Source organism: uncultured Microscilla sp. (assembly GCF_947493425.1).
Lineage (GTDB): Bacteria > Bacteroidota > Bacteroidia > Cytophagales > Microscillaceae > Microscilla.
Window position 1 is genome coordinate 97,272 of the sequence record NZ_CANLRP010000005.1, and the last position, 13,992, is coordinate 111,263.

The 13,992-nt window shown below is 36.5% G+C and carries 18 protein-coding genes; 7 read left to right on the forward strand and 11 right to left on the reverse strand.

The genetic code is table 11. The features are described from left to right. Positions 1–172 precede the first annotated feature (172 nt). Positions 173–562, forward strand: coding sequence for a DUF1987 domain-containing protein (locus tag Q0954_RS03030; RefSeq protein WP_299453425.1), 390 nt, complete (start codon positions 173–175; stop codon positions 560–562). Positions 563–739: 177 nt separating this feature from the next. On the opposite strand, the gene Q0954_RS03035 is transcribed toward Q0954_RS03030, so the two are convergent. From Q0954_RS03035 to Q0954_RS03075, 9 genes are all read right to left on the reverse strand, one after another. Then, the gene (locus Q0954_RS03035) at positions 740–1,222 is read right to left on the reverse strand and encodes a hypothetical protein (protein WP_299453428.1); all 483 of its coding nucleotides are present in this window, start codon (positions 1,220–1,222) and stop codon (positions 740–742) included. Between the two features lie 153 nt (positions 1,223–1,375). Next, complete coding sequence (gene ybeY / locus Q0954_RS03040; RefSeq protein ID WP_299453431.1) at positions 1,376–1,849, reverse strand: rRNA maturation RNase YbeY; 474 nt, start codon at positions 1,847–1,849, stop codon at positions 1,376–1,378. An 11-nt stretch (positions 1,850–1,860) separates the two neighbouring features. Then, entirely contained in the window at positions 1,861–2,262 is a 402-nt protein-coding gene (locus Q0954_RS03045; RefSeq protein WP_002705535.1) for an ATP-binding protein, read from the reverse strand. A gap of 12 nt (positions 2,263–2,274) precedes the next feature. Further along, positions 2,275–5,709: a DUF4175 family protein gene (locus Q0954_RS03050; RefSeq protein WP_299453436.1), complete on the reverse strand. Its 3,435-nt coding sequence runs from the start codon at positions 5,707–5,709 to the stop codon at positions 2,275–2,277. 88 nt (positions 5,710–5,797) lie between these two features. After that, on the reverse strand, positions 5,798–6,577 hold the full coding sequence (gene xth, locus Q0954_RS03055; RefSeq protein ID WP_299453438.1) for an exodeoxyribonuclease III: 780 nt from the start codon (positions 6,575–6,577) through the stop codon (positions 5,798–5,800). Between the two features lie 188 nt (positions 6,578–6,765). Further along, positions 6,766–7,119, reverse strand: coding sequence for a hypothetical protein (locus Q0954_RS03060; RefSeq protein WP_299453441.1), 354 nt, complete (start codon positions 7,117–7,119; stop codon positions 6,766–6,768). Between the two features lie 52 nt (positions 7,120–7,171). Next, positions 7,172–7,528 carry a carboxymuconolactone decarboxylase family protein gene (locus tag Q0954_RS03065; RefSeq protein WP_299453443.1) on the reverse strand — a complete coding sequence of 119 codons (357 nt, stop codon included), beginning with the start codon at positions 7,526–7,528 and terminating at the stop codon, positions 7,172–7,174. A 167-nt stretch (positions 7,529–7,695) separates the two neighbouring features. Further along, positions 7,696–8,214, reverse strand: coding sequence for a hypothetical protein (locus Q0954_RS03070; RefSeq protein ID WP_299453446.1), 519 nt, complete (start codon positions 8,212–8,214; stop codon positions 7,696–7,698). Positions 8,215–8,362: 148 nt separating this feature from the next. Further along, positions 8,363–8,986 (reverse strand): ParA family protein, encoded by a 624-nt coding sequence (locus Q0954_RS03075; RefSeq protein WP_299453449.1) that lies wholly within the window; start codon positions 8,984–8,986, stop codon positions 8,363–8,365. Positions 8,987–9,161: 175 nt separating this feature from the next. On the opposite strand from Q0954_RS03075, the gene mdh reads away from it, so the two are divergent. Both mdh and Q0954_RS03085 read left to right on the forward strand, forming a co-directional pair. Further along, a complete protein-coding gene (gene mdh, locus Q0954_RS03080; protein ID WP_299453452.1) occupies positions 9,162–10,100 on the forward strand; it encodes a malate dehydrogenase in 939 nt (312 codons plus the stop codon). Between the two features lie 127 nt (positions 10,101–10,227). Continuing rightward, positions 10,228–10,557 (forward strand): hypothetical protein, encoded by a 330-nt coding sequence (locus Q0954_RS03085; RefSeq protein ID WP_299453455.1) that lies wholly within the window; start codon positions 10,228–10,230, stop codon positions 10,555–10,557. A gap of 56 nt (positions 10,558–10,613) precedes the next feature. Here Q0954_RS03085 and Q0954_RS03090 read toward each other — a convergent pair whose 3' ends face one another. Then, on the reverse strand, positions 10,614–10,823 hold the full coding sequence (locus tag Q0954_RS03090; RefSeq protein ID WP_299453457.1) for a hypothetical protein: 210 nt from the start codon (positions 10,821–10,823) through the stop codon (positions 10,614–10,616). Between the two features lie 234 nt (positions 10,824–11,057). Between Q0954_RS03090 and Q0954_RS03095 the strand changes: the two genes are divergently transcribed. Both Q0954_RS03095 and Q0954_RS03100 read left to right on the forward strand, forming a co-directional pair. Beyond that, positions 11,058–11,258 (forward strand): DeoR family transcriptional regulator, encoded by a 201-nt coding sequence (locus tag Q0954_RS03095; RefSeq protein ID WP_299453460.1) that lies wholly within the window; start codon positions 11,058–11,060, stop codon positions 11,256–11,258. Positions 11,259–11,378: 120 nt separating this feature from the next. Beyond that, on the forward strand, positions 11,379–11,648 hold the full coding sequence (locus tag Q0954_RS03100; protein ID WP_299453463.1) for a hypothetical protein: 270 nt from the start codon (positions 11,379–11,381) through the stop codon (positions 11,646–11,648). Positions 11,649–11,743: 95 nt separating this feature from the next. On the opposite strand, the gene Q0954_RS03105 is transcribed toward Q0954_RS03100, so the two are convergent. Then, complete coding sequence (locus tag Q0954_RS03105) at positions 11,744–12,736, reverse strand: ribonucleoside-diphosphate reductase small subunit (RefSeq protein ID WP_299453466.1); 993 nt, start codon at positions 12,734–12,736, stop codon at positions 11,744–11,746. 441 nt (positions 12,737–13,177) lie between these two features. Between Q0954_RS03105 and rplU the strand changes: the two genes are divergently transcribed. Both rplU and rpmA read left to right on the forward strand, forming a co-directional pair. Next, a complete protein-coding gene (rplU, locus tag Q0954_RS03110; protein WP_002705498.1) occupies positions 13,178–13,489 on the forward strand; it encodes a 50S ribosomal protein L21 in 312 nt (103 codons plus the stop codon). 92 nt (positions 13,490–13,581) lie between these two features. Then, positions 13,582–13,845 carry a 50S ribosomal protein L27 gene (gene rpmA / locus Q0954_RS03115; protein ID WP_299453473.1) on the forward strand — a complete coding sequence of 88 codons (264 nt, stop codon included), beginning with the start codon at positions 13,582–13,584 and terminating at the stop codon, positions 13,843–13,845. Positions 13,846–13,992 lie beyond the last annotated feature (147 nt).

The following is a 13,992-nucleotide window of genomic DNA, read 5'->3' on the forward strand; positions in this document are numbered from 1 at the left end:
CCTTGAATGAATATACCTTTGTATAACATCATTACAAACTGACAATCAACAGCTTATATGTTTGAAATAAATTGAAATATTTTTATTGACTTTAGCATGGTACTTTTGTAACATATTATTAAGATATAATACAGGCATTAAAGTTTTAACATTTACAAATTCTTTTGAACAGATGAAAAGTTTATTTATAAAAGCAGGTGACTATTCTCCAAAAGTATCTTTTGATACTTCCAGCAATGTATTTGAAATTACCGGAGACTCGTTTGGGGAAGACACACTCCGTTTTTTCAACCCTATAGTTGATTGGCTTCAAAAGTACTTAAAGCAAAACAACCGTTTCATAGAATTCAATATTCAGATGAACTATTTGAATACAAGTTCTTTTAAAAGATTCAATGAGATTTTGGCAATGCTGGAGCGCTACTACATGGCAACCAAAACATTGGTCAAAATAAATTGGATATGCAATCAGGATGATGATGAGATCATAGATTATGGGGAAGACATTAAAGATTTTTTTGAAAACTTACCTATTAATATTCACATCAAAACAACAGCTTAAGTCTTATATGAACAATCACCAGATTAAACCCAGTTTAATACTTTCCTCCAGCCTCTTTGCCATTCTCAATTCTTCAAACAGCTTTTAGTTATTCTTCGATTCTGGCTTTGCTTAACAAAGATGTGTTTTTATTGACTACAAAAAAAATTATCAGATACAATGAAGTAAACCAAGGCATTAGACCTTGGCTGCAACCTCGTCTAACTCTATTTTATAATCATACTGAAGGTCTTCATGCAGGTGGGTAATGGTTTTGCGGATAGTTGCTATTTGACGTAGGTTAATGTTGCGTAATGCCAAGCTTTTACCCAATAAGGTGTTTACTTTATTAAGATGAATACAAAAGTAAATCAGCAACTCTACTTCTGTCTCTTTATGTTTAGAGTACTTGATAAACTTTTTCACCATTCGCTGTATTTTACGAATACTTTTCTTAGCAAAATAAACGCTTTTTAGGTTGATGTTGGCAAACTGAACATCCATTTCCTCTTTAATACTCTCTATATAATTTGCTTCATTATTCGCTTCGAACAAGAGATAGGTTAACAACTCTTTATTTTCTTTTTTAAACTTTGACATTTTCAGACAAAGCTCAATTAATTCGCCCTGAGGCATATTGTTTAGCTCATGTTTGATCTCTCTAATAGAAGCTGCTTTCATACTATTTTGGAAGGTTACCTGTTATACAGGTAGTAAGTTAGGTATGTCAAAAAAAACCTAAGGTATTAGGCTTTTTGAGTAATGAGAACTGCTGGCATAGTTTGGTTTCTGTCTACCAAACCAAGTCAATCATGTCAACAGGTTTGCTTATGTTTATAAAGTTGTACTCCACAAAGTCAACGCTTTGTCTTCTTGAGTACGCATTATAAGCTTTTCATCATCAGTTTTATCACCAAACCCCAGCAAATGCAATAAGCCATGAGCCATCACACGATGTAATTCAACATCGAAAGAGGCATTATAGGTGGCGGCATTTTCGCGTATTCGATCTATACTAATAAAAATGTCGCCCTCTATTAACTGCTCTTCTTCAGAATTGTCAAAGGTGATAATATCGGTGTAAGTATCATGGTCGAGATACTCTACGTTGATTTGGTGCAGATAGACATCATTACAAAATATATAGTTGAGTCCATTTATTTTATGATTAGCTTGTTCAGCAATAAGGTTCACCCATTTAATTGCCTCTGCTTCTTCGCTTAGCACAAAATCGGTTTGCTCGCTAAAAAAATAAACTTTACCATTATTTTGTGAAGATTGTAATACATCTTCAAATTCACTGCTCATAAAAGCTTCCCCTACATCACATAAAACACCATTTCTACCCTTCTGCCTTCATCAGCAAAATTCACCTCGTCACACAGGTTCTTCATCAAAAAGATGCCTCGTCCTCCGGGTTTATTTAGGTTTTCGGGGGCAGTAGGGTCAGCCAGGTTCTGATAATCAAAACCAGGGCCTTCGTCCTGAACAATAAATTTGACACGATTGTCATTAAGTACTAAAGACAACAGCACATTTTTGTTTTTATCTTCACGATTTCCGTGTCTGATAGCATTATTAACCGATTCAGTTATGGCAATCATGATGTTGCCATAAATGTCATCGTTAATGTTGTGCTTTTCTTTTGCATTGTCTATAAAACTTTCGACAATCCTGATATTTTCTACCAATGAAGGTATTTTTATCTGAAGAGACGTCATACTATTAAGTATCTAATTATCAATTTTTTCAAAATACTCATCTACTTCTTTTTTGTAATAAGGCGACAAGGCTGGTGGTATTGTTTTTAACAGCTCTATTTGCTTTGCTTTATTCTTGAAGTATTGATTTAGAGCCGGTGGCACTCGTCGTATTTTTTGATCTTTTGCAGACTTCGATTTACGCTCCTTATCCTGTCCCTGTTCCCGCAATGACTTTTCTGACTCCAACAAACGAGTTAAGATGTCTTTTTGGCGAAGTTTGGTAATTTGCTCAAGATTCTTGAAAACCAGGTTTTTTTCAACCTCTTCCATTTTCTTTTGCAATTCTCTTAAATCTTTTCCGTTTTTACCATCTTTCCCCATTCTTTTTTGCATTTCTTTTAATGCTTGGCGAATTTGTTCCTGCTCAGCTGCTAATTTAGCTAATTCTTCTGAAAGTTTTCGCCCTTGTTTACCACTCTTCTTTAATTGTTGAATTTTTTGGTTCAAACTTTTCTGCAATTGCCCCAAGTTAGGCTTTGGTTTTCCTTTTTTGCCTTTTTGAGGCTTTGACATAGCACTTGCCATAGAGTTTTGCATCTGCTTCATCACATCATTTAGCAAAAGTGCCAAATTATTCATAGAAGTCATCGCAAACTGTTGTTTACCTGTGGCAATGCTCAAACGTCGTCGTTTGATCATGTCAGTGCTTTCGTCCATATAACTTTTCATTTTACCCACTTCACGGGTTACAAATGATTTTATTTGAAATACTCGCTTTGCCAGTGCATTCAAACTATCCTCAATGATTTTTGCATCATCTCTAAGCTTCAACTGCTTTTGACCTAATTTTACAAAACGGGGATCAGAAAGACTCACTGAGCGGAAATCCTTCATAAGCTTTTCCTGATCAAATGACAATGTAACCAAGTTTTCTAAAATAGCCCGCAAATCATCCAAATTTTCCTGCATTTGCTGCTTCTGCATGTTTTGTTGCATTTGCTGCATTTGCTGTGCCATTTTCTTCATTTTTTTAGCCGCTTTTTTCTGCGACTTACCAGCTTTTTTGTTTTGCTTTTGCTGAAGTTGTTTTTGGCTATTTTGCTGTTCTTTTGATATATCCTCTTTTTCTTGTTTAAAATCTTTCATATCGTTGGGGAACTCAAGGTTTTTATCCATTTTTTTGAGGTCTTCCAACTGCTTTTTTATATCGTCGAACTTCTTAGTAAGCTCTTTTTGTTTTTTCTTCAAACTTTCGTTACTCTCTTTTTTATCAGGTTTGTCTGAAGAGTTTTTCTTATCATTTTTATCAGACGTCTGACCTTTGTTTTTGTCATTCTTTTTGTCTGATTTGTTGTTATCTTTTGTGTTGTTTTTATCAGACTTATCTTTTAAATTTTTATCGGTTTTTTCAGCAAGCTTGTCCTGCTTCTCAGCAAGCTTTTGCAAGTCTTTAGAGGTTTGGTCAAGCTTCTGTTCAAACTTTAATTGTTTAAACATTTCTAGGGCACGCTCTAGTTCTTTATCCAGATTTTCTTCTTTTTTCTGAATTTTATCAAGCATGTTCTGTATACGATCATTACGACGAGTTTGCTCTAAGAGTTTTTGTAATTCTTCATAAAGTTTTTTGGTTTCCTCATCCAGCAACTCATCCATCAACTTTTTCAGTTGTTGCATTTTCTGCTTTACCTCAGGGCTGGTTTCAGAGAAACGATTTTGCTTTTGATTAGTAGTTTCGTTTTGCTCTTGAATCTTTTTTATTTCCTTGATCAACTCTTGTCGCTTCTCCAACAGTTCTTTTACTTGTTTCTTGTCCTGATAGTCCATATAACGCTTGTTACGAAAACGATTTTTCACGTTTTCCATACTTTCTTTTAGCTTACGTGCTTGGTTGAGCGTTTTGTCTATCTGGTTCTCGGTTTTTTCGGCTGCTTTGTCTATTTCTTTCTTCAACTCTTCTTCACCAGGAATCTTAAATGTCAAAGCAGTAGTTTTGGCACTTTTAGCTCCATTTACTCCATCGTTGTCCCATACCTGCGCAAAATACTCAAGGTTATCACCAGGCTGTAAATTCATTGGAGCTAAATCCATTTGATAATAGTAGTTCTGAATTGATTGTCCTGAGTTGAGTTGAAGGTCTACAGCCTGAAGCTTACCTGGCTTACCATCGCGGGTAATGCGGTAAAACATTTTGAGTTGCGACAAACCATAATCATCTGATACACTTCCACCAATACTTAAATAATCGTACATAGTGGTGTCTTTGTACTCTTTGATATTGATTTTTGGGTAACGATCAGGAATTACATTGATGTAATAGTTAATATCTTCTTTGTTACCACTAAACTCATTTTTGAGTTTGATCTGGTATGTTTCAGATCGTTGGGCACTGCGGTTGTACTTAAAAGTTTTTGGATTTACTTTTTCAGCTTTCACTACATCTTTACCTTCATTAAAAAATAAAGCCAATTCTTTGGAGTTGTTGGTTTTAAAGTTCCATTGAATTTGTGTTCCTTCAGGCACTACCAAATTACCAATGTTATCCCAGTTTTCACTGGCTTTGTTAAGATATGCAGGGTAATTGAGGTTGGCGCTGAATGATAATAAGGTAGGGCGTTCTATCAAACTCACGCTGTGGTTTTGAGAACTAAAGCCTGCCGACTCAAACTTGAATTCAGTCGCTTTTTGTATTTTTTTGAAAGTATAAGAAAACTTATCATAACGACTTTTTTCCATTTTGTAGCGTCGTCCTCCAGATACTAAATACACATCAGGTGGCATAGTGCGCCCTTTTAAGTCTAGTTCTACTACAAAGTCTTCATTTTTAAACGCTTTCAGGTTTTTATTTGCCAAATGAAAAGTGAATGGGGCAGGTTCTACATACTCGTTGTCGTAGTTGATAATACGTGCTGAGCTTTCAGAAAAGAATGTGGGAGCAATAATTAAGATTAGCAACAATACTAATAAAGGTGGTACTACATAACGCAAATAACGCCGATTTTCAGAAAACCGCACCGCATCAGTAAACTTTACAATACCCAACTGACTGGTGCGTTGCTCTATGCTTGCCATCAGCAAAGCATTGTTTTTATCTGCTGCATTATGCAGTTGAATAGTATTTAAGAGTTTGTCATCTACATTGGGGAAATACTTACCAATTTGAACGGCTGCTTCTTCATCACTTATTTGTTTATTAATGTTCAATAGTTTAGAAATAGGCCATAACACCCAAGCAATCAGTGTAAATACCGCGGCTGCCAAAAATGTATAGAACAATCCAGCTCGTATGGTGGTATTGAACTTACCGAAATATTCGGCAGCATTGATTATGATATAAGTTGTAAGCAGTAAAGCGGCAGTCACCAAGAGTCCCTTAAACAACATGTTAAGGTAATACTTGCTTTTGTACCGCTTCAGCTCGCTCATTAGTTTCGAGCTTGGGGAAAATGAAGCGTTTTGATCTGACATGTTTTTTTAGTGTTATCTTGTTGGTTATTTTACAAAAATATCAAAATATATCTAAAGTTTTTACACCTATTGCAATTTTTTGTTTTCACTAATCTACCTCAATCAAAATTGGGCAATGATCGGAGTGCATAGCCTCTGATAAGATAACGGCACGTTTGAGGTTTTCGTTTAGGGATTTTGAAATCATCTGATAATCAATTCTCCAACCCAAATTTTTAGCCCGAGCATTGGTGCGTACATTCCACCAGGTATAATTATGAGGCTCTGAATTTAAATATCGAAAAGAATCAGTAAAGCCAAGCTCCATAAAATCAGTAAGCCAATTTCGCTCTTCAGGCAAAAATCCCGATCTTTTTGCATTAGATTTAGGATTATGAATATCAATGGCTTGGTGAGCGATGTTATAATCACCACAAATAATGAGATGAGGCACCACTTTTTTAAGTTCGGCAATGTATTGTTGAAAAGCAAGGTTCCATTCCATTTTAAACACTACACGTTCGGGCTTAGTACCTGAGGGCATATATACACTCATTACTGAAAAGTCATCATAATCAGCTCGGATAATTCTTCCTTCATCATCTACCCAGCGAGTGTCATGCCAATCGTAATCACCATAACCATACACCACATTCTTAGGTTTTATTCGACTAAAAATAGCCACTCCACTATACCCCTTTCTGGTTTGGGCAGGTTGCCAATATAAATGATACCCCAACGCCTCTAACTCAGTTGTGTCTACCTGTTCTTCCAGTGCCTTGAGCTCTTGTATACACAATACATCACAATCTGCTGCTTTGAGCCATTCTACTAAACCTTTGCGAATAGCTGCTCTTATACCATTTACGTTGTAAGAGATAATTTTCATTGAATATTATGTCGTTAGATCAGGTGTTTTTATAAATTATAAGGTGGTGAAACACGTATAAAAGTTGTAGTTATGTCTAAACTAATGGAATCAACAGATCGCATAACACCTTTATTTTCAATACACTAAAACAAACTACTATTGATTTATCAACCAGCAAGTGATTGTATTAGAATAAGATGTTTTTTTTATAAAATCCCCTCATCTTCAAAGTAGTCTAATACGTATATTTTAAGTAAATGTTCCTGATTGAGCAGGTCTACATGGGGTAGCTTATTGACCAACTTCCAGTGTGGCCAACCATCTTTATCTAAGCCTTCCAGTTCATAAAATCCTGCTTTGCTTAGCACCCTGCATATCGCTATGTGCATCAGGTCTTGTTTTTGTTCTTTGGTAAACTGTCTTACCCCCTGCCCCAGTTCTTGTACACCAATCAAAAACATGACGGCGTTCAAATCAGCTGGGCGCTTGCCTATAGTTTTTTCCAAAAAGTTAAGCAATGCCTGCCAACGTTCTTCTATATTACTCTCGTCTTCTTCCATATTGTTTCACAAGTAATAAAAGGCAGAAATCTCCTTCTGCCCTAACTATGTCTTACTTCTCTTGATTTTGTTGCAATGTTTCCCAGTATTCAACAGCACGACGCAAGTGTGGAATAACAATAGTGCCACCTATCAGATTGGCAATAGCAAATACCTCAAATACCTGCTCAGTAGTTACCTCTAGCTCATAACACTTACCTAAATGGTAACGTACACAGTCGTCGCAACGCAACACCATAGAACAAGCCATGCCTATCATTTCTTTGGTGATGACATCTACCTGCCCTTCTTGATAACAATTGGTGTCAAGGTTGAACAAACGCTTGAGTACCTTATTATCTGCTCCCAAAATTTTCTCATTCATCTGGGCACGGTATGTATTGAATTCTTCTACAATATTTTTTTCCATATCAATTGGTCAATCAACGGTTTACTATCTTTGTTTCAAATGTATAAAATGTTTTAGCAAGTTATGGGAAATAGTCACGTTAAAAAGCTGTTAAGTCAGGCACAAAAAAACCCAAATGCTGCTGTCAAACATCACTGGGTTTTATAAATGTACAATGAAAATTATTATTATAACATTTTATTGATTCGATCAGATACAGATACCAGGAAATTCATCGGAGCCATTGCTAGATCTACCAATATGTCTACTCCTTCATCTATGAGGCTTTCTGACGCCTGCGGAAACTCTGCTCCTACTTTTTTGGCAATGCCTGCCCACACTTCACGCATAGTTTTATCTTCTTGTTTTGCCAAAGCATCTAATTGTGCCAAAATAAGTGCTTCGCTTACTTTTTCTGTAGTTTTTTTGGTCGCAGTAGTTTTAGAAGTGTTTTTTCTGGCAGTAGTAGTTTTTGACTTAGCTGTTGCTTTTGGCTTACTCACCGTTTTTTTAGCCGATGGTTTACGACTAGTAGTTTTTTTTACGGGTGTTTTATCAGTTTCACCAGCTTTTTTTACCTCTACCAATTGTTTAGGCTCTTTTGCCAAAAACTCTTCTTTACTACTAGCCTTGGCAGGTTGTTCCTCACTGTTTTTTGTCTCTTTCAAAAACTCGTTCAAGTCGTCAAGGGTATTCTTCTTTGCCATGTTTTTTTTATTTTAGCTTGTTAAATATTAAGTCGAGTTGTCTTTTATATTCAGGGTTGCAAAAATATAAAAGCGACAAGTCCTAAGATACCGATGAATATCGATACCACAAATGGTTGTGACTATTTTTATATCACTATTTGATAAATTATTGTAATATCCCAATCAGTTCGCGGGCAATATCTTGGTATTGTTTTTCAGGCAGAATAGTACTAAATTGAGCATATATGTTTTTTGCCGGAACAAAATTTTCAGTAATGACTGTTTTCAGGTCTACTAGTTGGCGATGAATATTTGCTGGGCTAGTTCTGCCATGAATCCGGTTAGGCAATACTATAATCTTCAGGTTTGTGTTAATATCCTGGGCTGGTTTCAGGTCTTGTACTGTTTGATAGGTGACCAATACATCATTTTGAGTAAGGCTGGTGGGTACTATTACTGCATCACTCTGAACTGCCAGATTTTTGATATTATTGTCAGTAGTTTTTCCTGCACTATCTATAATAATGTAATCTAATTTTGCTGGATGAAGCGCTTCTATATCTGTCAAAACCTTGTCATCTTTTGAGCCTATAATATCGAAAACACTCCCTTCTTTAGCTCCCGACTTGAACAATTCCATTTTACGCAAAGTGCTCAAGGTATAGTTTGTATCTGTCTCAATCAAAGCCAGTTTATAACCTAAACTATGCAACATAGTAGCTATTTGAATTGCATTGGTAGTTTTGCCGGTGCCACCTTTGCGGCTTATAAAGGAAATTATCTTTGCCATAAATTTTAGTATAAAAATGGTACTTTTCTAAGTTAACCTAAGTAAAAGTATAGTCGAATATTTTGAAATACAAACAAAATCCAACAACAATGCTTGTATTTTTATGAATAATTAAAGAATTTCCACTGTCCATTGATTTACGACAATTTTATATTAAAATAACTATACAAAAAATATGAAAATCACAGTTGTAGGCGCGGGAAATGTTGGTGCTACATGTGCCGACGTGTTGGCTTACCGCGAAATTGCCAACGAAGTAGTTTTGGTAGATATTAAAGAAGGACTTGCCGAAGGTAAGGCGCTTGATATGTGGCAAAAAGCTCCTATCAATCTATATGATACCCGTACAGTTGGAGTAACCAATGACTACAGCAGAACGGCTGGTTCGGAAGTGGTTGTGATCACGTCTGGTATTCCTCGTAAACCAGGAATGTCTCGCGACGACCTTATTTCAACCAATGCAGGTATTGTAAAATCTGTAACTGAGCAAGTGATTGCTCACTCTCCTGAAGCCATTGTTATTGTGGTTTCTAATCCATTGGATGTCATGACTTATGCGGCTCACACTACAGCCCAATTACCTCGTACCAAAGTAATGGGTATGGCAGGTATTTTGGATACAGCACGTTACCGTGCTTTCTTAGCAAGTGAGCTAAACGTATCTCCTAAAGACATTCAGGCTGTGTTGATGGGTGGTCATGGTGACACTATGGTGCCATTGCCTCGCTATACTACAGTAGGTGGTATTCCAGTAACCGAATTGTTGGCTAAAGACAAGCTTGACCCAATTGTAGAACGCACTAAAAAAGGCGGTGGAGAATTGGTGAAACTAATGGGTACTTCTGCCTGGTATGCACCTGGTTCGGCAGCGGCTCAAATGGTGGAAGCTATCGTAAAGGATCAACGTCGTGTATTCCCAGTTTGTACTAAACTTGAAGGCGAGTATGGCATTGATGATTGTTACTTAGGCGTACCTGTTATCTTGGGTAAAAATGGTATCGAAAAGGTCATCGAACTTGACCTAAACGCTGGCGAGAAAGAACTATTAGAGGTTTCTCGTGGCAAGGTAAAAGAAGTAATGGATACTTTTGATTCTTTGATGGCGCAGGTTTAATAAGTTTTAAAGTATTGGCTGTAAAGCTTAGCAAAGACAGGTGTAATGCCTGTCTTTTTTTGCTTTAGGCTCAACTTTCCTCCCTCTTTTGAAGTAATAAGTAGGTATAATCATACAACAAGTATTTATGAAAGTGCAAAATATGTTGACTCAAGCTAAGGTAAAAATAAAAGTAACTTTACTCACCATTGTACTGTTGCTCCTGCCACTCTTGACAATGGCTCAATACTACACTGCAGAAGAATGGGAAAAACATCAGGCAGAGCAACAAAAAATCATTGGTTATGTGGCTCTAGGGGTGGTGATCACCATTGGGCTTATTATCGCGGTTTGGTTGTTAGTAATCAAAAAAGAAAAAGATGGAAAAATAAAGGTAAAGACTTACTCCCCTAAAGATACTTATCGTAAGAATAGAAGTGGTTTACCTGATAGTTTTAGAGATTGGTGGGGTGATTAAAAAAGGCAGGAATCACTCCCTGCCTTGTATATTTTGTTGACAACTATCCTTACTAATTATAAGCAGCAGTTACCCTCACGGTTTATACGTCCGAAACAAATTTCTCCTGTATTGCTAGGGACAGCGCACCTTTCACCAAAAGCATCAGAAAAAAACAGGTCGAAACACCCTGTTGGACAGCTACTCAATACAGGTCTACCCCCTAAAATCTCTTTTTGTGCATTTTTAGATAATACCTGGCTTTTGTCTACTTTAAATTTTTTCATTTGTATATTTTTTAATAGTGTAATAATTTATTGGATGATTAAATTTCCCCAAAATATATAACAGAAATAGCTTAATTTCAATTATTTGCTTGTTAAAACTTGTAGTAGACAACAATATATTTTTATGGTTTCAAAACCTGCTACTAAATGCGTAAACAAGCATTGTAATAAAAGCATTTAGCTTAAAATATAATATTCCTTAACTTTACCCCTATCATCAAATCATATAAAAATATGACCATAGAAGAGTTGAAAAAGTATTTTGAAGAGCATCCATCATTGAGCATTAATGGAGTAAATAATGAAGCGGGATTAACTGATAGCTATTTAGGTAAAATTTTAGGAGGCAAACGACCTTTAAGCCAAAAGACTGTAGAAAAGTTACTTCCAGTGCTTAAAAGGTATGGGTATGTTGAAAAAAAAGAAGGCATATAGTGCGACAAAACCGCTCTTTTTATTATATTTGTAACACTTCTTCGAGTGAAGAAATAGCCAACAGGTCTAAGTTTGGACGCTTTCCCGTTGGCTTTTATCCAAATAAAAATAATTCGAACAATGCAAGGTAAAAACCATTCATTGAATAGTCAAACTATGCCCCTGCAAAACAAGGCAAAGGCTCCACTCAACGCCCTGACCGAGGGCTTGCGCTATAGTTTGCGGCGAAGGTTAGAAGATATTATTGCGTTTAGTCAAGAAGCACTCACGAGCCTACAAGACCCAACCAATGCCTTACCTACTCACCAAATAGAACATCAATGGATTTTGATGGGAGATAATGTACATCTTGCCCAAAATGATTGGACGCTGTTAGAGTGGTTAGATTAGCTTTACATAGGCAGTAGTCGAACCAATAAAAAACGGGTATTTTCTCAAAATAGAGAAAACACCCGTTTTGGTATACTTGGCTTGTTAGCTTAAGACTAAAAATCTTCGTCCATGCTAAAACTATGGTTACCTTGGCCCGAAGCAGGCTTGTTTGCCACACCCGCTTTAGAATATTCACTTACCCTCTTCTCAAAAAAGTTGGTTTTACCTTCCAAAGAAATCATTTCCATAAAATCGAAAGGATTAGAAGTATTGTATTGTTTTTCACAACCCAACTCTACCAACAACCTATCGGCTACAAACTCAATGTATTCATTCATCAAATCCGAGTTCATTCCTATCAGTTTTACAGGCAATGCGTCGGTTACAAACTCTTTTTCAATCTCTACGGCATTTTTAATGATTGATACTACGGTTTCGTTTGGCAACTTATTTTTGATGTAGCTGTTGTACAACAAACAAGCAAAATCGCAATGCAAACCTTCATCTCTAGAGATCAATTCGTTAGAGAAGCTCAAACCTGGCATCAAGCCACGTTTTTTCAACCAGAAGATAGAGCAAAAACTTCCCGAAAAGAAGATGCCCTCTACTGCAGCAAAGGCAATCAATCGCTCAGCAAAACTCCCTTTATCAATCCAACGCAAAGCCCACTCAGCTTTTTTCTTTACACAAGGTACTGTTTCGAGGGCGTTAAACAAACGGTGCTTTTCGTCAGCATCTTTGATATAAGTATCAATCAACAACGAATAGGTTTCGGCGTGTATATTCTCTATCGCCACCTGAAAACCGTAAAAACAACGTGCCTCAGGGCTTTTTACTTCTTCAAGAAAGTTTACTGCCAGGTTTTCGTTTACAATACCATCGCTTGCCGCAAAAAACGCCAATACGTGCGTAATAAAATGGCGCTCATCGTCATTCAGTTTTTCGTCCCAATCTTTCAGGTCTTGCGCAAGGTCTATTTCCTCAGCTGTCCAAAACGAGGCTTCAGCTTGTTTATACATTTGCCATATATCGTTTTGTTGAATAGGAAATAATACAAAGCGGTTGTCAACGCTTTCTAATAGAGGTTCACTGACAGTATTGCTCATTTTCTTTATTTTTTATGATGTAAAATTTCTTGATTTATGCATCAAACCATTGTCAAAGCAAAATGTTATCTCCATTTTATCAAAAAACAGAAGCTCCCAAATAACAGCTATAAAATAACTCAGGAATGATACAAAAGATTAATAACACCTTGATAAAACTAAGGTGTTGCTGGGGTGTTTTTATACCACAAAAGTGAGAAGAATGCACAAGAAATACAAGGTGGGTAAAGGGAGTGAGCCCTAACTGATTGGCTGTCAAAAGAGAATTTTTTTATTTTTTATTTCCTCTGTTTCTATGTACCTGGTTTTGTCTTTACCTGATAAAAATTTCTTCCAGTTATCCAATTTTTATACAATGGATTCATCCAAAACGTTTGTATTTCGAAAATTAAAGGCTAAATTTGCGGTCTGTTTTGCAGTTATAATAAATCGTAGAGAGAAATGTATGCAATTGTAGAGATCGCAGGTCAGCAGTTTAAAGTGCAGAAAGGCCAATACGTATATACTCACCGTCTTCAAGATGAGCAAGACTCAGCGGTAGTTTTTGACAAAGTGTTGTTGGTAGACAATGACGGAGATGTTAAAATTGGTGCTCCCGTAGTAGATGGTGCAAAGGTATCTGGTAAAGTTTTGGAGCACGTAAAAGGCGACAAGGTAATCGTATTTAAAAAGAAAAGACGCAAAGGCTATAAGAAAGCCAACGGACATCGTCAGTACTTGAGTAAAGTATTAATCGAGGACATCACAGCATAAGGCTATCCTCGTTTTTGCTGTTTGTTGGGGTTGCCCAACAAATACAGATTTCAAGAAAAAAATCTTAAAAATATTTTAAATTTTATAAAACTATGGCACATAAAAAAGGAGCTGGTAGTTCTAGAAACGGTCGCGAGTCGGAAAGTAAACGACTAGGGACTAAAATCTTTGGTGGCCAACTTGCAAAGGCTGGAAACATCATTGTACGTCAGAGAGGTACTAAACACCATCCTGGCAAAAACGTAGGAATGGGAAAAGACCATACCTTATTTGCATTAGTTGAAGGCACTGTTCACTTCAAAAAAGGGCAACGTGATCGTTCTTTTGTTGTAATTGAGCCTGTTTCTGCCAACTAAGCTAAGCTTAATTTGGAGATACCTTATCTGAGGATAGGTTACAAACAACCATACCTCCAGATTACATTCCATAAAATAAGACAGGGAGCATAGTTTTTCAACAAACTGTGCTTTTTTTGTGCCCCTACTTTCGTTATATTTGATAAA